Origin of the sequence: Roseovarius sp. TE539 (genome assembly GCF_003298505.1) — a bacterium.
Classification (GTDB): Bacteria; Pseudomonadota; Alphaproteobacteria; order Rhodobacterales; family Rhodobacteraceae; genus Roseovarius.
This window is the reverse complement of the sequence record NZ_QNGB01000013.1, coordinates 1-17,363: the sequence shown is the minus strand read 5'-3', so window position 1 is coordinate 17,363 and position 17,363 is coordinate 1. Positions and strand designations below refer to the sequence as shown.

Genomic DNA, 17,363 nt, shown 5'->3' with positions numbered 1-17,363 from the left:
GCGCCCCCGGGAAGGGGGCTGGCCGGTCACCTGACCAGCGTTTCGAGCGGGTCGTAGACAGGGCCACCGCCACCATTGAAGGCCACCATCGGCAAGCTGTCGGGCTTGAAACGCAGGCCGGCCATTTCCGCACGGTCGAAGAAGCGGCGGCGGGTCACGATGGACTCGGGGTCGCGCCAGTCGTCACTGAGCATGCCGCCGGTGACGGAGCAGCGAAAGAACACCTCGACCTGATGAAAGCCGGTTGCCGGCTCGTGGAACTCGTTTACCAGGCAGGGTGCGCCGACGGCGATGTCCAGCCCCGTCTCCTCATGCACTTCGCGCTGCAGGTTGCAAGGCAGCGAGACCCCCGGTTCGGCGCCGCCTCCGGGGGCGCACCAGAGGTCGCTTTGCGGACCGGGAAAGGCGTTGACAAGAAGCAGCCGACCCTGATCGAGGATGACCGCGCGCGCGGCGATGCGGATCGGCATGAATGTCCCCTGAAGACGGTACGTGGGTCTTTCTTAACGCTATGGGAGGGGTTATCTCAAGCGCATGAAATATCGCGTTCGCGTCCTTGCCATGATCCTTGCCGTCATGTTCCCCTTGATGGCGCGTGCCGATTGCGTCGTGCTGCTGCACGGTCTGGCACGCACCGAGGCGTCTTTCCTGGTCATGGAGCAGGCGCTGTCGCAGAAGGGCTACAGCGTCTTTCGGCCCGAGTACCCCTCGACCGAGGCGCGCATTGCCGAACTGGCCGATGAGACACTGCCCTATGCCTTGCGGGTCTGCGGCGCGACGCGGGTGCATTTCGTCACCCATTCGATGGGTGGCATCCTCCTGCGGCACTGGTTGAGTGACCATCGCCCGGCGAACCTTGGGCGTGTGGTGATGCTTGCGCCCCCCAATCACGGCTCGGAAATCGTCGATGAGTTGGGTGGCCTGGAGCTTTTCCGCTGGCTCAACGGACCCGCCGGGCAGCAACTTCAAACCGGCGAGGCGGGGCTGCCCGAGCGCCTGCCGCCGGTCGATTTCGAGTTGGGCGTGATTGCCGGCACCCGCTCGATCAACCCGTATTTCTCGACCCTGATCGAGGGACCGGACGACGGCAAGGTTTCGGTCGCCTCGACGCGCGTGGAGGGTATGGCCGACCATATCGAACTGCCTGTGACGCATACATTCATGATGAACAACCCGATGGTTATCGCGCAGGTAATGGAATTTTTGCGCGCCGGCGAATTCGATCACGACATGGAGCTTCGGGATCTGTTCTGGGACGGGCGCGAATGATGGCGCCCGGGCTGCGTCTGAAGGGGGCGCGGGTTCTGTTGCCGGACGGGCTGGCGCGGGTGCCGCTGACAATTTGCGACGGGGTGGTGTGTGACGGGGCGACGGCGCCTGACGCCCGCGATGTCGATCTGACAGGATACCTGGTCATGCCCGGTATCGTCGATGCTCATGGCGACGGGTTCGAGCGCCATCTCGCCCCGCGGCGCGGCGCCATGAAAGATCTCGACCAGGGATTGGTGGCGGCCGAGGCGGAGCTGGCTGCGAACGGCATCACCACCGCAGTGCTGGCACAGTTCTACAGTTGGGAAGGCGGCATGCGCGGTCCGGATTTTGCCACGCGGGTGCTGGCGGCACTGGATGCGGTGCGCGATTCGGTGGTGACGGATCTGCACGCGCAACTACGCTTCGAGGTCCCGATGCTTGATGATTACGGCACTTTTCGCGCACTGGCGGCAGCGCACGGGGTGCGGCATGTCGTTTTCAACGATCACCTGCCGCATGACGCGCTCGACAAGGGCAAGCGGCCGCCACGCCTGACGGGGCACGCGCTGAGGATCGGCAAGAACCCGGACACCCATCTTTCAGACATGCAGGCCCTCCACGCCCGGATGGACGAGGTGCCCGCGGCGCTGGATGATCTTTGCGCCGGTCTGGCCGCCGACGGCGTGCGTATGGGCAGCCATGACGATCGCAGCGCGCAGGACAGGGCCGCATGGCGGGGCCGGGGGGTTCGGATTTCGGAATTTCCCGAAACACTTGCCGCGGCAGAGGCCGCGCGCGAGGGTGATGACCTCGTGATACTGGGCGCGCCGAACGTGGTGCGGGGCGGCTCGCACAATGGCAATGTCAGCGCGCTGGATCTGGTGGCGATGGGGCTGTGTGATGCGCTCGCCTCGGACTATCACTACCCGTCACCCCGGCGCGCGGCCTTCCTGCTGGCCGATAGCGGAGTGCTGGATCTGCCCGGGGCATGGTGGCTGATCTCGGGCGGGCCGGCGCAAGGGCTGGGCCTGACGGACCGGGGGGATCTGACCCGCGGGAAGCGTGCGGACCTGGTGGTGCTGGACGCGGAAACGCGGCGGATCGGGGCAACGCTTTCCGGCGGGCGCGTGAGTTACATGAGCGGCGCGGTGGCGGCACGTTTCTTGCGCTGAGAGGATGGGGTGCAGGGTCAACGTGCCCACTTCCCGGCGCCATCGTCGGTCCGTTCTTGCGCGCAGGGGAGATTTCTTCGGGTGCCGGCCTTTGGTCGACTTCGCCGCACAGGTCGGAGACAAGGCCCTTGCGGGATCGGGGTGGTTCGTCCGCCCCCGCCCGGTATCTTGCGAGGCAGGCCGTCAGGCCTGACGAGCGCCGCCTGCCACCCGGTTCACATGCCCCATCTTGCGCCCCGGCTTGACATCGGCCTTGCCGTACAGATGCAGGGAGGCGTGGGCCTCCCGCGCGATTCCGGGCACCTTGTCCATGTCCTCCCCGATCAGGTTTTCCATCTCGACGTCCGAATGGCGCCCGCCGTCGCCGAGCGGCCAGCCCGCGACGGCGCGGATATGCTGCTCGAACTGGTCGATGCTGCATCCCTGTTGTGTCCAGTGGCCGGAATTGTGAACACGCGGAGCGATCTCGTTCACGATCAGGCCGCCGGCGGTGACGAAAAGTTCCACCCCCATGACGCCGACATAGCCCAGCCTGTTCAGAATCCGCCCGGTCAGAAGCACCGCGTCCGCGCGTTGTGCCGCCGAAAGCTGCGCGGGAACGGACGTGCTGCGCAGAATTCCGTCGCGATGCCGGTTCTGCCCCGGATCGAAGCAGGCGACCTCGCCCGAAAGCCCGCGCGCCCCGATGACCGAGATCTCTTGGGAGAAATCGACAAAGCCTTCCAGGATCGCCGGAGCCCCGTTCATCGCATCGAGCGCGGCCGCGGCCGCGTCCGGTGAATCGATCCGGGCCTGCCCCTTGCCGTCATAGCCGAAACGGCGGGTTTTCAGGATCGCCGGCAGGCCGATCTCGGCAATCGCCTCGGCCAGGTCCTGCGCGTCGTCCACCGCGGCGAAAGGTGCGGTGGCAAGGCCCAGTTCGGCCAGAAATGCCTTTTCGGTCAGACGGTCCTGGCTGACCTTGAGTGCCTTGCGTCCGGGGCGCACGGGTGTCGCGCCTTCCAGCAGGTCGAGCGCGCCGGCGGGAATGTTCTCGAACTCGTAGGTGATCACGTCCACGGTGGCGGCGAAGGCCCGCAGCGCGTCGTGATCCTCGTAGGGGGCGCTGGTCACGGCCGCGGCGACATGGCCGGCGGGTGCCGCGCCGTCAGGGTCGAAGACATGGCAGCGCATCCCGAGACGCGCGGCGGCAACAGACAGCATCCGGCCCAGCTGTCCGCCGCCGAGGATGCCGATGGTGGCGCCGGGGGCGAGGGGATCAGTCATCTTGCGGCTCCTCCGGGATTGAGGCGGAGAGCGCGGCGCGCCAGGCGTCAAGCCGCATGGCCAGGGCCGCATCCCCGTTGGCCAGGATCGCGGCCGCCAGAAGGCCGGCATTGGCCGCACCTGCGGCGCCGATGGCCATGGTTGCCACCGGGTAGCCGCGTGGCATCTGCACGATCGAATAGAGGCTGTCGACACCCGCAAGCGCCCGGGTCTGGACCGGCACACCGATCACCGGAATCCGCGTCTTCGAGGCCATCATGCCCGGCAGGTGGGCCGCACCACCGGCGCCCGCGATGATCGCCTCCAGGCCGCGGCTGGCCGCGGTGCGGCCATACTCCCAAAGCCGGTCCGGGGTGCGGTGTGCCGACACGATACGCGTCTCGTGGCCGACCTCCAGCTCGTCCAGTAGATCGGCGGCCTCCTTCATGGTGGGCCAGTCCGACTGGCTGCCCATGATGATGCCGATTTTGACCTGCGTCATGTCTCAACCCTGATGAATGAAGGCCGCACTATACTGATTGTCGCGCAGAGTTCTACCGTCAAGATGGGGGGAATTTGATCCTCCGGCGGATTCTGACATTATCAAAATTGTCGGGGCGGCGTCGGCCCATGAAAGGCCCGGCAACGCGTCCGCCTCCGGTTCTCCGGTTTGCCCGCACGGGCGTTGGTCGGGGCATCGTGACTGCCTGCATTGCCTTGGGGGGCGCGCGGTTGACGGAACCCCCTTGCGCTGACCGGCAGCAGCATTGCGACGGATATCAGGGCCGTGCGGGGCCGCTGCCGATGTGCGTCACCCTCGTGGCCCGCAAATCGATCCCCCGAGATTTCCTGCGATCGCCCCCATGGGTCATGCCCGTCGATCATGCGTCGTGCAGGGCGGTTAGCCCCGACGTCCCCGCCGGCCCGGCATCCGCCGTCTTCAGGCGATGATGTCCGGATACAGCCGATCCTCGATCAGTGCGATGATGTCCTTGAGGCGCAGCTTCTGCTGCTTGAGGCGCTTGACGGTCAGCGGGTCGCTGGCGCCTTTTTCCTCAAGCGCGGCGATCGCTTCGTCGAGGTCGCGATGCTGGCGGCGGAATTCCTCGAGCTCCACGCGCAAGACCTCGTCAGACTTCATTGAGAGGTCACCAAACGCATTCATAAGGCTGATTCCTTTTGACGCTGAGGCGAATATCATACCGGACGCGGCCGGTTTGGCAAAGCCCTTGCACCGACAGGGGCCAGAGCCCATATTCATGGGGACCGGTCGCCGTCAGGGGCCGGCAAGACCCGAACGCCGCTTCAAGTCAAGGACGTGTCGATGACAAAGCTATCCCTGGGGGCGCACCCCTACATGCTGGGTTTCGAGCAGCTGGAACGGCTGCTGGAGCGCAGCGCGAAATCCGGCAACGAGGGCTATCCGCCCTTCAACATCGAACAGACGTCGGAAAACTCCTACCGCATCACGCTTGCCGTGGCGGGCTTTTCGGAGTCCGATCTTTCGGTGACGGTCGAGGACCGGCAGCTGGTGATACGCGGACGGCAGGCCGATGACGGGGATGCGCGCGTCTACCTGCATCGCGGCATCGCGGCGCGGCAGTTTCAGCGGTCCTTCGTCCTTGCCGACGGTGTCGAGGTCGGGGCTGCGATCATGGAAAACGGATTGCTGCACGTGGATCTGACCCGTGCAGAGCCCGACAGGGTGGTCCAGACGATCCGGATAGACAAGGGGTAAGCAGAATGGATACGAAATACGATTTCGGCACGGAACAGGGGCGTCGCATCGTCTATGTGCGCCCGGTCGCGGTGTCCGACCTTCCGCAGGACATTCAGCGCGAGGTCGAAGGCGCCGAGACGCTCTATGCGCTTCACAGCGCCGAGGGCGAACGGCTTGCGCTGGTGCGCGACCGCAATCTTGCATTCGTGCTGGCGCGGCAGAACGACATGGAGCCGGTGACAGTGCACTGAAAACCCGCCTGCAAGGCGGTGCCGATGCCGTTGTGACATTCGCATGACGCGATGCGGTTGCGTCCTAGGCGAAAGGTCATGGCCGGGCCTTGGCCGGTGGCCAGATGCCATAGCGTTCATGCAAAAGCCCGGCGCAGGTCAGATTGGCGGCGTGACGCCCGCGTCCTGCAATCATAGTGTCCTGAAGCCGGTGTTCATCCTCGAAGGCAAGACGCATTCCCTTGCGCGCCGCTTGTACCGTGCGCAGGGCAATGTTCCGGTGCGCAAGGATGCCGGACAGCCAGATGTCGTCGACCGCCCATGCGGCCGCCGGAGGATCGAACGCGGGTGACGACAGCCATTCCGGGTCCACCAGAACGCCGGAAAACCCCTGCGCAATGTCGGTGAGGTCGGGATCGCCACCGCCGCGGTGCGTTTGACAGCCCAGACGAGATACCGCAAACCCCGACCCCGTGACCGCTGTGCCCGGGGTCTGCGCATCCATCAGGGTCGCGGCCCATCCGGGTGGCATGATCCAGTCATCATCGCAATAGACGAGGCGCCGGCACCGGCCGGCAAGGTGCCGCGCGGCCGGAAGAACCTTTGTCGCCGGGCCGAGATCGGCATCGTGCCAGAGGATCTCCACCCCGTCGGGCAGGGCCGGTGGCGCGGCGGGCGCGGGAAACCGCGCGTGGCGCCGCGGAAGGCAAAGGATCACACGGGCCGGCGCCGGGCGCTGGTTCACAAGGCTGTGAAGTACCGGCCCAAGACGCGGATAACGCGGCGGGATCGAGGTGAGCGAGATGGCGTACATCCCCCGCCTGAACCGCAAAGCCGGCGCCCCGTCAAGGTCGCCCCGCGGAATCCGCGGCGGGCTCGTCAGCCCTTGCGGCCTGCCTCGCGCGGCGCGCCGCAAGGCGCGACAAGCGGCCCCTCACCCGGCAATCAGGCCCATCTGCTCGAGTTTCAGGATCACCTGGTGGGCGCAGTTGTCAACCTCGACATTTTCTGTCTCGACCCTGAGTTCCGGCGACTCCGGGACGTCGTAAGGATCTGAAATCCCGGTAAACTCCTTGATCTTGCCTTCACGTGCCAGCTTGTAGAGCCCCTTGCGGTCGCGCCGCTCGCATTCCTCGATAGAGGTGGCGACATGCACCTCGATGAAGGCGCCGAACTCTTCCACATCATCGCGCACCGCCCGGCGGGTGGCGGCATAGGGGGCGATCGGCGCGCAGATGGCGATGCCGCCGTTCTTGGTGATTTCGCTGGCGACATAGCCGATGCGACGGATGTTCAGGTCGCGGTGCTCCTTGGAGAAGCCGAGCTCGGAACTCAGGTTCTTGCGCACGATGTCGCCATCCAGAAGGGTAACGGGCCGGCCGCCCATCTCCATCAGCTTGATCAGCAGCGCGTTGGCGATGGTCGATTTGCCGGACCCGGAAAAGCCGGTGAAGAACACCGTGAAACCCTGCTGGGACCGCGGCGGATAGCGGCGGCGCAACTCTCCAACCACTTCGGGGAACGAGAACCATTCGGGAATTTCCAGCCCTTCGCGCAGGCGGCGACGCAGTTCGGTGCCCGAGATGTTGAGCACCGTGTCGTCGTCGCGCACCTCGTCGGCGGGTTCGTATTGAGCGCGTTCCTGCACATAGACCATGTGCTTGAAGTCGACCATCTCGATGCCGATCTCGTCCTGGTGGGCGCGGAACAGCTCCTGCGCGTCGTAAGGCCCGTAGAAATCATCGCCGGCGCTGTTCTTGCCGGGACCGGCATGGTCGCGGCCCACGATCATGTGGGTGCAGCCGTGATTGCGCCGGATCAGCCCGTGCCACACCGCCTCGCGCGGACCGGCCATGCGCATCGCCAGGTTGAGAAGGCTCATCGTGGTGGTCGAGCCGGGATACTTGTCCAGAACCGCCTCGTAACAGCGCACCCGGGTGAAGTGATCCACGTCACCTGGCTTGGTCATGCCCACGACCGGATGGATGAGCAGGTTGGCCTGCGCTTCCTTGGCGGCGCGAAAGGTCAGCTCCTGGTGTGCACGGTGCAGCGGATTGCGGGTCTGAAACGCGACGACCCGGCGCCAGCCCAGCTTGCGAAACAGCGCGCGCAACTCGTTGGGCGTGTCGCGGCGGCCACGGAAATCGTAATGTACCGGCTGCTGGATGCCCGTCACCGGCCCGCCCAGATAGACCGTCCCGGCCTGGTTGTGCAGATAGTGCACTGCCGGGTGGGCGGTGTCGTCGGCGCCGAACACCCTCTCGGCCTCGCGTGCCTTGTCGGGGGTCCAGCGGTCCGTGACCGTCATCGTGGCGAGGATCACGCCCTCCTGGTCGCGCAGGGCGATGTCCTGGCCCAGCTCCAGCGTCTCGGCGAATGCCGCGCCCACGTCCAGCGTGACCGGCATCGGCCAGAGCGTGCCGTCAGCCAGCCGCATGTTTTCGAGAACGCCGTTGTAATCCTTCTCGCCCAGGAACCCCTTGAGGGGGCTGAAGCCGCCGTTCATCAAGAGCTCCAGATCGCAGATCTGGCGCGGCGTGAGATCATGGCTCACCAGGTCGCCGGCTTCCGCTTTTAGCTTCTGGGCGCTTTCGTAGGAAACGTAGAGTTCCGGGATCGGGGCGAGGTTCGGCTGAAACATGAGGATTCTCGATTTATGACTTGTCCGCTCGGTCTGCGCCGCCCGGCGCATCCGCTTTTAACGCTGCCGTAAACCCGCTTTGTGGCAGGTTTCAAGCCGAGTTTGGGCGATTTGCCGAAAAAGGGACCGGGGTGACGCGATTATGCTGCAATGCAGAAAAGTGTCCCGGCCTCGCATGGATCGGGCGGACTCCCGATCCGGTGTCCCATGCGTCAGATCACTCTGCCGCCGCGTCGTGGCGGACCGGATCGGGATCCTCGTCCACCACGTCCTGCTCGGCCAGGAACTTTTCGGCGTCCAATGCCGCCATGCAGCCCATGCCCGCACTCGTGACCGCCTGCCTGTAGATGTGATCGGTCAGGTCCCCGGCAGCGAAAAGCCCCGGAACCGAGGTGCGGGTGCTGCCCGGTTCGACACGCACGTAATCTCCGTGGTGCATCTCGACCTTGCCTTTGACCAGTTCGCTGGCCGGGGCGTGGCCGATGGCGATGAAGACGCCCTTGCAGGCGATCTCGGATGTTTCGCCGCTCCGGTTGTCGCGCACCCGGACGCCGGTCACACCCTTGGGGTTGTCCTCGCCCAGCACCTCCTCGAGTTCATGGAACCACAGGGTTTCGACCTTGGGATGTTTCATCAGCCGGTTCTGCAGGATCTGCTCGGCCCGCAGCTCGTCACGGCGGTGGATCAGCGTCACCTTGCTGGCGAAATTGGTCAGGAACAGCGCCTCCTCGACGGCGGTGTTGCCGCCGCCGATCACCACGATTTCCTCGCCGCGGTAGAAAAACCCGTCGCAGGTGGCACAGGCCGACACGCCGAAACCCTTGAACGCCTCCTCCGAGTCGAGCCCCAGCCATTTGGCTCTTGCGCCGGTGGCCAGGATCACCGCGTCGGCGCTGTAGATGGCGCCGCTGTCGCCGGTCGCGGTGAAGGGGCGCGCGGAAACGTCCAGGTCGGTGATGATGTCGCCGATGATCTCGCAGCCAACGGCCTTGGCATGGGCTTCCATGCGCACCATCAGGTCCGGGCCCTGCACCTCGGTGTCGCCGGGCCAGTTCTCGACCTCGGTGGTGGTGGTCAGCTGCCCGCCCGGTTCCAGCCCCTGCACAAGCACGGGTTCCAGCATTGCCCGGCTCGCGTAGACCGCAGCGGTATATCCGGCCGGCCCCGATCCGACGATCAGGCATTTCGTGTGTCGCTTGTCGGCCATCCTGCGCCCCTTCCCGCCAGTTCCTTGCATGACTCGGCTGAAGATATAGACGCCCGCGACGTGGCTTGAAACCCCCGCGGGCGTGCTTCGCCAGCCTTTGTGCTTCGGAAGTAATGAGAAATTATCTTGCGCAGCGTTGAAACAATATTGCGCAATGCCGGTGCGGTGATATAACAATCGCGAAAAACCCGGAGATTGCCGATGCCCGCCTCCCGCCTCGATCCCATTGATCGCAAGATTCTGGCCGAGTTGCAGGCCGATGGCCGAATGACCAACGTCGAACTTGCCCGCCGCGTGGGTATTTCCGCGCCGCCCTGCCTGCGCCGGGTTCGGGCGCTGGAGGACGCGGGCCTGATCCGTGGCTACCATGCCGAGGTCGATGCGCGCGAATTGGGTTTCGAGGTTCAGGTCTTTGCCAGCGTGGGCTTGCAGAGCCAGGCCGAAGCCGATCTTTCCGCCTTCGAGGCGCGCTGCCGGGCTTGGCCTCTGGTGCGCGAGTGCCACATGCTCAACGGGGAGGTGGATTTCATCCTCAAATGTGTCGCGCCGGACCTGTCGACTTTCCAGCAGTTCCTGACAGGTGAACTGACCGCGGCCGAGAACGTGGGCAGTGTCAAGACCTCCCTGGTGATCCGCGGGGCCAAGGACGAGCCGGGCGTTCCGTTCGATATCCTTGAGGCACGGCTGAGCGAACAGGACTGAGCGGCGTGCGTCAGGCCACGTCGGATTGTCCGCCGGCGCTGCCCAGCGGTTGGCGGGGATGCGCAAGCGGTCCGAATTCCGATGGCCTTGCGAGATGCGGAAAGAACGCCATGAACCGCTCCAGCATGGCGGCGGTCATCTGACGCTCGAACCCCGGTCCGGGGTGAAACGACTCGATCGTGAGTCCGGCCGCGGTGATCGTGGCGTGGCGCCGCAATCCCAGGTGAAAAAGCCGTACCGGACTGGGCGGATTGACCGCGACCACCCCGTTGCCGTCGACGAGATCCAGAAAGGGGGTCAGCACCATGTCGGCTTGCGCGCCGTTGCGTTTCAGGATGCGCGCGCCGGGACCGGTCAGGAAGTCGGGCATCGGGCGGCCGATGCCGAAGGCATCCGCCATCACACGTATCAGACGGGTATCGCCATCGCGTCCGGCCGGGCGCGGCGGAAGCGTCATCGCGCCGATCCACATGAGGGGAGAGGGGCCCCGCTCGTTGGTGACAAGCTTCATGCCCGGGGCCAGATCCTCGACGGCGACCTGTCCCCTGGTCGTCGCGATCAGGGTGCCGCGTGCAACGGCGGAGAATGCTGCTTCGAAAGCCGGGGTCGCGGGCGCGCCGAGGCTTCTTCGCGTTACCGATCCGTCGGGTCGCAGCGCCTCGACATCGTAGGTTCTTTCCCGGCTCAGGGCCCGCTCCGTGCCGGCCCTTGCAAGCCCGGAACCCAGTTCGTGCCGCGCCGCCACGAGGGCAGGCGCAGTGGGGGTATAGACCATGTTGCGTTTCCTTTTAAAAGGACGTCACAACCGCGCCGGCCCCCACCGACGACGACAGATGGACTTGGTTCGTCGCTATGAACAATATGATCTTGCAGGACGGATCGGTCAAGCGGCACACCGGATTGAACGTGGTATGCCGCCAATCTCCGGCTGCACCGACGATTGTAGCGGACGCCGGGACAGGAGTGGCACAATCTGTCCGGAACTGTGCGAATCGCCTGCCGGCAGTCAGGCCGAGCGCAAAAGCATCGGGGCGGTGTGGCGTGCCTTCAGCCCCCCCTTGCGCCGCGCCTGGCGGCTGAACGGCAAGGCGGGCATGTCCTGTGTGCTCGCGTCGATCACCGACTGCATCCAGCGCTTTTTCCGTGTCATGGCGTGTCCTCCGTTGCTGCCCTCGAACTCTGGGTGGCAGCATCGCGCTGCAAACGGGCCACACTTGGGCAGCTTCATGGGATGGTCGTGGCGGCGATCCGAGCTGCCGCCGCCCGCCAATGTGCCGCAGGATTCTTCCAAGTTTATGAAAACATTGTGAAAAGCGAGGTTCCAGGAACCAGACAAGGATTCGAATGGGGCTGAAATCTGTCACGTGTCAGGGCGGTTCAGATACGGATGACTGAAATCAGCCGTCCATAGTCCACGTCGCCCTCGTGCACCGCGCGCCGATAAGAGTAGAAGCGGCCCGGATCGCTGTAGGTGCAATGGCGGGTCCATTCTGCGCTGCCGACCCCGGCCTCGCGCAGGCGGTGCAGCCCGTATCCGGGCAGATCGAAGTGAAGGCGATCACCGTTGCCGGACGCGAAGAAGCGGCTGTTGGCCGGATCCTGGTTCAGGAATTCGTCCAGGAATTCAGGCCCCACCTCGTAGGCGGCCTGGCTGATCGTGGGGCCGATGACCGCCGCGATGCGCGCGCGCGCCGCGCCGAGGCTTTCCATCGCGCCAATCGCGGCGTCCAGCACTCCGTCGAGCGCCCCGCGCCAGCCGGCATGCGCGGCGCCCACGATCCCGGCCTCGTGATCGGCAAGCAGCACCGGCTGGCAATCGGCCGTCAGGACCGCAAGTGCCAGTCCGGGCACCGCCGTTGCCATCGCGTCGGCGTGCGTTGCCGTGTCGGGGGCCGCGTCCAGTGTCACGGCGTCGGCTGAATGAAGCTGGTGAAGAGTCACCAGTCGGCCGGGCGGGACACCCATCGCATCGGCAACGCGGCCGCGATTGATGGTCACGATCTCGCGCTGGTCCGACGACCCGATGCCGCAGTTGAGCCCGGCAAACACCCCCGAGGACGCACCGCCCCGACGGGTGAAAAAGCCGTGGCGCAACGGCGCGAGGCTGTCGGAGGTCAGTATTTCCAGCGTCATGGCGTGGTTCCGGGCGGCGGCGCCGCGGTTTCGGGATGAAAGGCGATCACCTTGAAGACCGTCCCCATTTCCTCGGGATGGGTCAAGCGCCGATGTGCGGCCACATGCGCCTCCAGTGCCGCGCCCTCCAGCCGCCGCGCGAGGGCCTTTGCCCGTGCGGTGATGCCAAGCCGTTCCAGGAAAACACCCTGTGCTGTCAACCGGCTGTGGGCCGACGGGGTCGCGTGCGCAAGCGCTTCGAAATCCACATGCGCGGTCAGGTCGGCGGTGCCCGGGGCCTCGAAGGGGTCGGCTGTCCGGTGCCCCTTGACCGCCTGGAGCGTGTCACCCAGCGACCGCCAGTCACCATAATCGAAGATCAGCGCCGCCCCGCCATGCGCGGCGATCCGGGTGCCGATGGCCTTGGCGACGGCTGCCGATTCGGACGACACCTCGACCACATCACCGTCACGGGTATCCTCCAGCCGGTGATCGAGGCCGCCCAGGGGCAACGGTGCCCCCAGGCCCGGACGAAGGCGCCCCCCCTCTAGACCCACGCAGCGTTCGCGCCACAAACTTCCCGCGCGTTCGTACTGCCGCACCGGAAGCGCGTCGAAGAACTCGTTGGCGATCAGGAAAAGCGGAAGATCGGGCAGGGTGCCATGATGTTCATGCCATGTTGCGGGATGCCCTGAAAGCGTATTGCGCTGCACGTCGCGCAGGGTGGCCGAGGTTTCGATCAGATGCAGCTCCGCGGCGGCGTGGAATCCCGAAACGGCGCGCGTTGCACGCAGTAGATCGGCCATGAGCGTGCCGCGTCCGGGCCCCGCTTCGGCAAGGGCAAAGCGGGTCGGGGCCCCCTGGTCCAGCCATGCCTGTGCCAGCGACAGCCCAACCAGTTCTCCGAACATCTGGCTTATTTCCGGCGCGGTGATGAAGTCGCCGCCGCGTCCCAGCGGATCGCGGGTGGCGTAGTAGCCGTTTTCGGGATGCATGAGGCAGATATGCATGAATTCGGAAATCGGCATCGGACCGTCGGCGCGGATGCGCATGGCGATAAGGTCCGACAGGGCCGTCATGCGTGGCGCCGCGCCGCCCGTGACGCGTGCCACGCCACCGCAAGGCCGAAGAGGATCATCGGCACCGACAGAAGCTGCCCCATCGTCAGGCCGACTCCCCCGGCATGAAACGCGAGTCCCAGCGGATTGCCCGGGGTGACGAATTGCGGATCGGGCTGGCGGACGAACTCGACCGCGAAACGCGAGAGCCCGTAACCGGCGAAGAACAGTCCGGTGATCAGGCCCTTGCGGCGCAACGCTCCGCGCCGCCATGCCAGCCATAGCAGGACCGCGCCCAGCACCAGCCCCTCCAGTGCCGCCTCGTAGAGTTGCGAAGGATGCCGTGCGCACAGCCCCGTCACCCCGGCGCAATCCTGTGCCGCCGGACCGGGAAAAACAACGCCCCAGGGCAGGTCCGTCGGCCGGCCCCAGAGTTCGTTGTTGATGAAGTTGGCAACCCGCCCCAGCAGCAGACCGATGGGTGCGACCATGCACAGCAGATCGGCCACCGAAAGCCACGGATGCCGGTTTCGACCCGAGTGAACGACGCAGGCCGCGACCACCCCCAGAAGCCCACCATGAAACGACATTCCGCCCCGCCAGACCATGAGGATCTCGGCCGGGTTCTGAACGAAATACGCCGGTTGGTAAAAAAGTACATAGCCCAGACGACCACCCAGAATTATCCCCAGGATGATCCATGTGGCCAGATCGTCGAACCGCTCGCGCTCCATCGGGGGGGTGTCGGCGGGCCAGAGTGTCGGGCGGTCCAGCGCCCGCAGCGCGACACGCCATCCGATCACGATCCCGACGACATAGGCCAGCGCGTACCAGCGCAATGCGAGCTCGAAGCCGAAAAGATCAATCGAGAAGATCTCCGGGGCGATTTCGGGAAATGGGAGACTGGCCAGCATGGCCGCCTCTGTGCCTGTGCGCTGCGCGGAAAGTCAAGCTTGCCGCCGCGGCCCGTCCATCCCATATAGACTTGAAACGGAACCGCGGAGGACAGCATGCAGACCCGCAACAAGATGATGGACGACATCTCGCAGTTGATGACCAATGCCATGGGCGTGGCACAAGGCGCCCGCGAGGAGGCCGAAACGGCGATGAAGTCGATGCTCGACCGCTGGCTCGCCGAGCGCGATCTCGTCACCCGCGAGGAATTCGAAGCCGTCCGCGAGATGGCCCGCAAAGCGCGCGAGGAAAATACCGCGCTCGAAGCTCGCATCGCCGCGCTGGAAAGGCGTTGATGATGTGACCGCCCCCCGACGGCACCGATGTGCCAGGACGGGTCTGCGATGACCCTCAAAGACGTCCGGTCATGTCGGAGATGTTCAAGATTGGGCTCGATCTGGCGAAGAACGGGTTCCAGATCCATCGGGCAGATGGCGATTGGCAGCCTGTTCCGCGCAAGAAGGTGCGACGGGACCACGTACTGATCTTTTAGTCAGCTACAGCCTTGTTTTGTGGCGATGAAAGCCCACGGCGGCGCGTACTGCCGGGCTGCGGTCCATTGGCTGGGCGGATCTGAATGCGAAATGAACTTGGGTTGAACCTCGCTGGCGGCGCCGAACGCGGCCAAGTCCAGCGTGTCGAGATACTCGCAAACCGCGCGGGGCGCATCGGCCGGGTCGATCCGCGCCGAGTCCCGGTCGTCCCTCGGTGTCGAGTTCTGCTTGTTCGCATCCGCTTCGATCAGGCTGGCATCGATGGCCATGCTTGGGCCACTGACCAGGCCCTTCTCGATACAGCGCGCCACCGTTGTCTGGAACAGATGGCGCAGCAGTTCGCTCTCGCGAAAGCGCTCATGCCGGTTCTTGGAAAATGTCGAGTGATCCGGGATCCGGTCGGTCAGGTCGAGGCGGCAGAACCATCGATACGCCAGGTTCGGATGCACCTCTTCGCAGGCCGCCACTCGGACCGGATACCAAGGCAATAGCCGACCAGCCGCATCCGGATCAGCAACTCGGGATCGATCGAGGGACGGCCGGCGTGGCTGTAGAAATCTGCAAGATGGGCACGGATGCTTCTCAGGTCGACGAACCGATCAATCGACCGCAAAAGGTGGCCTCGTGGAACGTGATACTTATGCGAGAACGCGCAGAATGGCGCCGGTTGCGCCTCCTGCCGCGATCCCATCATCGCCGATCCTCCGGCTCATCGGCAAAATTGGATCAGCACAACACGCTTCAATCAAGCCCGAGTTTTCAACAAAATGGGCTGACACCCGCCGATTGCACCTGCGGCATCGCGGCCGTTCGGGCTGCCCGGGCCGGGCGCCGGGCGGAGAACCGGAAACGGGGCCGGGGGCGCCGGGCGTCAGACCAGTTCGCCATCGGGGTTCAGCCGGGTCCGGCCGCGCAGCCAGGGGTGCAGGGCCTCGGGCAGATCAACCGATCCGTCGGCCTGTTGGCCGTTCTCCAGCACCGCGATCAGGCAGCGCCCCACGGCCAGACCCGAGCCGTTGAGCGTGTGCAGGAACCGCGGCTTGCCGCCCTCCGCGGGGCGGAACCGCGCGTTCATCCGTCGTGCCTGGAAATCGCCGCAGACCGACACCGACGAAATCTCGCGGTAGGTGTCCTGCCCGGGCAGCCAGACCTCGATGTCATGGGTCCGCCGCGCGCCGAAGCCCATGTCGCCGGTGCACAGCACCACCGTGCGGTAGGGCAGGCCCAGCCGTTCGAGGATGCCCTGCGCACAGTCGGTCATCCGGTCCAGCTCCTCGCGGCTCCTGTCCGGATGGGTGACGCTGACCATCTCGACCTTCTCGAACTGGTGCTGGCGCAGCATCCCGGCGGTGTCCTTGCCGGCGCTGCCCGCCTCCGAGCGGAAGCACTGCGTGTGGGCCACGAACCGCCGCGGCAGGCTCTCCTCGTCCAAGGTCAGGCCGTTGACCAGGTTGGTCAGCGTCACCTCCGCCGTGGGCACCAGCCACCAGCCGTTGGTGGTGCGGTAACTGTCCTCGCCGAACTTGGGCAATTGCCCGGTGCCGTACATCATCTCGTCGCGCACCAGCACCGGCGTCCAGGTCTCGCTCAGGCCGTTTTCCTCGACATGGGTGTCGATCATGAACTGTGCCAGCGCCCGGTGGATCCGTGCGACACCGCCCGACATCACCACGAAACGTGATCCCGAAAGCCTTGCGGCGGTTTCGAAATCCATTCCCGGTTTCACGCCGGCGATGTCGAAATGCTCGCCGGGTGCGAAATCGAATGGCCTCGGCTCCCCCCGGCGGTGGATCTCCCGGTTGTCGGCCTCGTCCGCGCCGTCGGGCACATCGTCCATCGGCAGGTTGGGCAAGCCCATCAGCAGGTCGGTGAGCCTGTCGTCCATCTCCCGCGCCTCGGCCTGCATCGCGGCTACCTCGGCCTTCTTCTCGGTGACCTTGGCGCGCAGCCGCTCGAAGGCCGCGTCGTCGCCCTTCGCCTTGGCCGCGCCGACCTCCTTGCTGGCCTTGTTCTGCTCGGCCTGTGCCACCTCGGCGGCATGGATGCGGGCGCGGCGCGCCTCGTCGAGCGCGAGGATGTCGCCCGAAACACTCTCCAGCCCTCGCCGGGCCATCGCCGCATCGAAAGCGTCCGGATTGTCGCGGATGGCGCGGATGTCGTGCATGGAATGGTCCCTCGCGTGAATCGTCTCCCGCGCGCTTATGCACCAGTTTTTTCCCGAGGTGTAGGGCGGGGTTCATCCCGCACCCGGCGGGTCGGGTGGGGTGTAGCCCTCCGGACCGGCCTGCCACTTGCGCCATTCCGCAAACGTTATTCTTATTCCTCAATATACGGCCAACCATCCAACCCCATAGATTGAAGGAATTCCTTCCTAGCCGGTCCGAACGCCAAATCCCGTTTGGCGTCAAAAGGAAACCAGTATTTGAAACCAGCATCCTCAATCTGATTTTGGCGGCGTCTGCATTTAGGGGATTCCCAAATCGGTTCTCGTTTGATTCAAGATCAAAAACGGGAGGCGATCTTGAGCAGACGGACTTTGACAGACAGGCAGTGGGCGATCATCGAACCTTTGGTTCC

19 protein-coding genes and 1 pseudogene are annotated in these 17,363 nt (G+C 65.3%); 6 read left to right on the top strand and 14 right to left on the bottom strand.

Annotation, left to right across the window (positions count from 1 at the left end; genetic code table 11):
- Nucleotides 1-26: 26 nt before the first annotated feature.
- Nucleotides 27-470 (bottom strand): NUDIX hydrolase, encoded by a 444-nt coding sequence (locus DQW77_RS09950; protein WP_113258076.1) that lies wholly within the window; start codon nucleotides 468-470, stop codon nucleotides 27-29.
- A gap of 64 nt (nucleotides 471-534) precedes the next feature.
- Here DQW77_RS09950 and DQW77_RS09945 point away from each other — a divergent pair, with 64 nt between their 5' ends.
- Nucleotides 535-1,269, top strand: coding sequence for an alpha/beta fold hydrolase (locus DQW77_RS09945; RefSeq protein WP_113258075.1), 735 nt, complete (start codon nucleotides 535-537; stop codon nucleotides 1,267-1,269).
- Nucleotides 1,266-2,423, top strand: a complete 1,158-nt coding sequence (locus DQW77_RS09940; RefSeq protein WP_113258074.1) for an alpha-D-ribose 1-methylphosphonate 5-triphosphate diphosphatase — start codon at nucleotides 1,266-1,268, stop codon at nucleotides 2,421-2,423. Before DQW77_RS09945 ends, DQW77_RS09940 begins: the two co-directional genes overlap by 4 nt.
- A 183-nt stretch (nucleotides 2,424-2,606) precedes the next feature.
- Here the strand turns inward: DQW77_RS09940 and DQW77_RS09935 are convergent, their stop codons facing one another.
- The 3 genes from DQW77_RS09935 to DQW77_RS09925 form a co-directional block, all read right to left on the bottom strand.
- Nucleotides 2,607-3,689, bottom strand: a complete 1,083-nt coding sequence (locus DQW77_RS09935) for a 5-(carboxyamino)imidazole ribonucleotide synthase (protein ID WP_113258073.1) — start codon at nucleotides 3,687-3,689, stop codon at nucleotides 2,607-2,609.
- On the bottom strand, nucleotides 3,682-4,170 hold the full coding sequence (gene purE, locus DQW77_RS09930) for a 5-(carboxyamino)imidazole ribonucleotide mutase (protein WP_113258072.1): 489 nt from the start codon (nucleotides 4,168-4,170) through the stop codon (nucleotides 3,682-3,684). Before purE ends, DQW77_RS09935 begins: the two co-directional genes overlap by 8 nt.
- Nucleotides 4,171-4,608: 438 nt before the next feature.
- The gene (locus tag DQW77_RS09925) at nucleotides 4,609-4,833 is read right to left on the bottom strand and encodes a YdcH family protein (RefSeq protein WP_113258071.1); all 225 of its coding nucleotides are present in this window, start codon (nucleotides 4,831-4,833) and stop codon (nucleotides 4,609-4,611) included.
- A gap of 159 nt (nucleotides 4,834-4,992) precedes the next feature.
- On the opposite strand from DQW77_RS09925, the gene DQW77_RS09920 reads away from it, so the two are divergent.
- Both DQW77_RS09920 and DQW77_RS09915 read left to right on the top strand, forming a co-directional pair.
- Nucleotides 4,993-5,406 (top strand): Hsp20 family protein, encoded by a 414-nt coding sequence (locus DQW77_RS09920; protein ID WP_113258070.1) that lies wholly within the window; start codon nucleotides 4,993-4,995, stop codon nucleotides 5,404-5,406.
- 5 nt (nucleotides 5,407-5,411) lie between these two features.
- Nucleotides 5,412-5,639, top strand: coding sequence for a DUF1150 domain-containing protein (locus DQW77_RS09915; RefSeq protein ID WP_113258069.1), 228 nt, complete (start codon nucleotides 5,412-5,414; stop codon nucleotides 5,637-5,639).
- A gap of 76 nt (nucleotides 5,640-5,715) precedes the next feature.
- On the opposite strand, the gene DQW77_RS09910 is transcribed toward DQW77_RS09915, so the two are convergent.
- The 3 genes from DQW77_RS09910 to trxB all read right to left on the bottom strand — a co-directional run bounded on the left by DQW77_RS09910 (nucleotide 5,716) and on the right by trxB (nucleotide 9,466).
- Complete coding sequence (locus tag DQW77_RS09910) at nucleotides 5,716-6,432, bottom strand: hypothetical protein (protein ID WP_113258068.1); 717 nt, start codon at nucleotides 6,430-6,432, stop codon at nucleotides 5,716-5,718.
- Between the two features lie 120 nt (nucleotides 6,433-6,552).
- Complete coding sequence (locus DQW77_RS09905; RefSeq protein ID WP_113258141.1) at nucleotides 6,553-8,259, bottom strand: bifunctional sulfate adenylyltransferase/adenylylsulfate kinase; 1,707 nt, start codon at nucleotides 8,257-8,259, stop codon at nucleotides 6,553-6,555.
- A 217-nt stretch (nucleotides 8,260-8,476) separates the two neighbouring features.
- The gene (gene trxB, locus DQW77_RS09900) at nucleotides 8,477-9,466 is read right to left on the bottom strand and encodes a thioredoxin-disulfide reductase (RefSeq protein WP_113258067.1); all 990 of its coding nucleotides are present in this window, start codon (nucleotides 9,464-9,466) and stop codon (nucleotides 8,477-8,479) included.
- 201 nt (nucleotides 9,467-9,667) lie between these two features.
- On the opposite strand from trxB, the gene DQW77_RS09895 reads away from it, so the two are divergent.
- The gene (locus tag DQW77_RS09895; protein ID WP_113258066.1) at nucleotides 9,668-10,168 is read left to right on the top strand and encodes an Lrp/AsnC family transcriptional regulator; all 501 of its coding nucleotides are present in this window, start codon (nucleotides 9,668-9,670) and stop codon (nucleotides 10,166-10,168) included.
- 10 nt (nucleotides 10,169-10,178) lie between these two features.
- On the opposite strand, the gene DQW77_RS09890 is transcribed toward DQW77_RS09895, so the two are convergent.
- The 5 genes from DQW77_RS09890 to lgt form a co-directional block, all read right to left on the bottom strand.
- Nucleotides 10,179-10,943, bottom strand: a complete 765-nt coding sequence (locus DQW77_RS09890; RefSeq protein ID WP_113258065.1) for a Hint domain-containing protein — start codon at nucleotides 10,941-10,943, stop codon at nucleotides 10,179-10,181.
- 231 nt (nucleotides 10,944-11,174) lie between these two features.
- On the bottom strand, nucleotides 11,175-11,318 hold the full coding sequence (locus DQW77_RS18205) for a hypothetical protein (protein ID WP_181711230.1): 144 nt from the start codon (nucleotides 11,316-11,318) through the stop codon (nucleotides 11,175-11,177).
- A 227-nt stretch (nucleotides 11,319-11,545) separates the two neighbouring features.
- The gene (gene pgeF / locus DQW77_RS09885) at nucleotides 11,546-12,301 is read right to left on the bottom strand and encodes a peptidoglycan editing factor PgeF (protein ID WP_113258064.1); all 756 of its coding nucleotides are present in this window, start codon (nucleotides 12,299-12,301) and stop codon (nucleotides 11,546-11,548) included.
- Nucleotides 12,298-13,359 carry a class I SAM-dependent methyltransferase gene (locus DQW77_RS09880; protein ID WP_113258140.1) on the bottom strand — a complete coding sequence of 354 codons (1,062 nt, stop codon included), beginning with the start codon at nucleotides 13,357-13,359 and terminating at the stop codon, nucleotides 12,298-12,300. The genes pgeF and DQW77_RS09880 overlap by 4 nt, the downstream gene beginning before the upstream one ends.
- Nucleotides 13,356-14,252, bottom strand: a complete 897-nt coding sequence (lgt, locus tag DQW77_RS09875; protein ID WP_113258063.1) for a prolipoprotein diacylglyceryl transferase — start codon at nucleotides 14,250-14,252, stop codon at nucleotides 13,356-13,358. The genes DQW77_RS09880 and lgt overlap by 4 nt, the downstream gene beginning before the upstream one ends.
- 96 nt (nucleotides 14,253-14,348) lie before the next feature.
- On the opposite strand from lgt, the gene DQW77_RS09870 reads away from it, so the two are divergent.
- A complete protein-coding gene (locus DQW77_RS09870; RefSeq protein WP_113258062.1) occupies nucleotides 14,349-14,588 on the top strand; it encodes an accessory factor UbiK family protein in 240 nt (79 codons plus the stop codon).
- Between the two features lie 251 nt (nucleotides 14,589-14,839).
- On the opposite strand, the pseudogene DQW77_RS09865 reads toward DQW77_RS09870, so the two are convergent.
- Nucleotides 14,840-15,480, bottom strand: a pseudogene (locus tag DQW77_RS09865) (transposase); the annotation flags it as partial.
- A gap of 177 nt (nucleotides 15,481-15,657) precedes the next feature.
- Complete coding sequence (serS, locus tag DQW77_RS09860) at nucleotides 15,658-16,950, bottom strand: serine--tRNA ligase (protein WP_113258061.1); 1,293 nt, start codon at nucleotides 16,948-16,950, stop codon at nucleotides 15,658-15,660.
- Nucleotides 16,951-17,363 lie beyond the last annotated feature (413 nt).

Bases quoted from the DNA above. Each gene is read 5' to 3' on its own strand.
- DQW77_RS09950 (WP_113258076.1), bottom strand. From the start codon at position 470: ATGCCGATCCGCATCGCCGCGCGCGCGGTCATCCTCGATCAGGGTCGG.
- DQW77_RS09945 (WP_113258075.1), top strand. From the start codon at position 535: ATGAAATATCGCGTTCGCGTCCTTGCCATGATCCTTGCCGTCATGTTC.
- DQW77_RS09940 (WP_113258074.1), top strand. From the start codon at position 1,266: ATGATGGCGCCCGGGCTGCGTCTGAAGGGGGCGCGGGTTCTGTTGCCG.
- DQW77_RS09935 (WP_113258073.1), bottom strand. From the start codon at position 3,689: ATGACTGATCCCCTCGCCCCCGGCGCCACCATCGGCATCCTCGGCGGC.
- purE (WP_113258072.1), bottom strand. From the start codon at position 4,170: ATGACGCAGGTCAAAATCGGCATCATCATGGGCAGCCAGTCGGACTGG.
- DQW77_RS09925 (WP_113258071.1), bottom strand. From the start codon at position 4,833: ATGAATGCGTTTGGTGACCTCTCAATGAAGTCTGACGAGGTCTTGCGC.
- DQW77_RS09920 (WP_113258070.1), top strand. From the start codon at position 4,993: ATGACAAAGCTATCCCTGGGGGCGCACCCCTACATGCTGGGTTTCGAG.
- DQW77_RS09915 (WP_113258069.1), top strand. From the start codon at position 5,412: ATGGATACGAAATACGATTTCGGCACGGAACAGGGGCGTCGCATCGTC.
- DQW77_RS09910 (WP_113258068.1), bottom strand. From the start codon at position 6,432: ATGTACGCCATCTCGCTCACCTCGATCCCGCCGCGTTATCCGCGTCTT.
- DQW77_RS09905 (WP_113258141.1), bottom strand. From the start codon at position 8,259: ATGTTTCAGCCGAACCTCGCCCCGATCCCGGAACTCTACGTTTCCTAC.
- trxB (WP_113258067.1), bottom strand. From the start codon at position 9,466: ATGGCCGACAAGCGACACACGAAATGCCTGATCGTCGGATCGGGGCCG.
- DQW77_RS09895 (WP_113258066.1), top strand. From the start codon at position 9,668: ATGCCCGCCTCCCGCCTCGATCCCATTGATCGCAAGATTCTGGCCGAG.
- DQW77_RS09890 (WP_113258065.1), bottom strand. From the start codon at position 10,943: ATGGTCTATACCCCCACTGCGCCTGCCCTCGTGGCGGCGCGGCACGAA.
- DQW77_RS18205 (WP_181711230.1), bottom strand. From the start codon at position 11,318: ATGACACGGAAAAAGCGCTGGATGCAGTCGGTGATCGACGCGAGCACA.
- pgeF (WP_113258064.1), bottom strand. From the start codon at position 12,301: ATGACGCTGGAAATACTGACCTCCGACAGCCTCGCGCCGTTGCGCCAC.
- DQW77_RS09880 (WP_113258140.1), bottom strand. From the start codon at position 13,359: ATGACGGCCCTGTCGGACCTTATCGCCATGCGCATCCGCGCCGACGGT.
- lgt (WP_113258063.1), bottom strand. From the start codon at position 14,252: ATGCTGGCCAGTCTCCCATTTCCCGAAATCGCCCCGGAGATCTTCTCG.
- DQW77_RS09870 (WP_113258062.1), top strand. From the start codon at position 14,349: ATGCAGACCCGCAACAAGATGATGGACGACATCTCGCAGTTGATGACC.
- serS (WP_113258061.1), bottom strand. From the start codon at position 16,950: ATGCACGACATCCGCGCCATCCGCGACAATCCGGACGCTTTCGATGCG.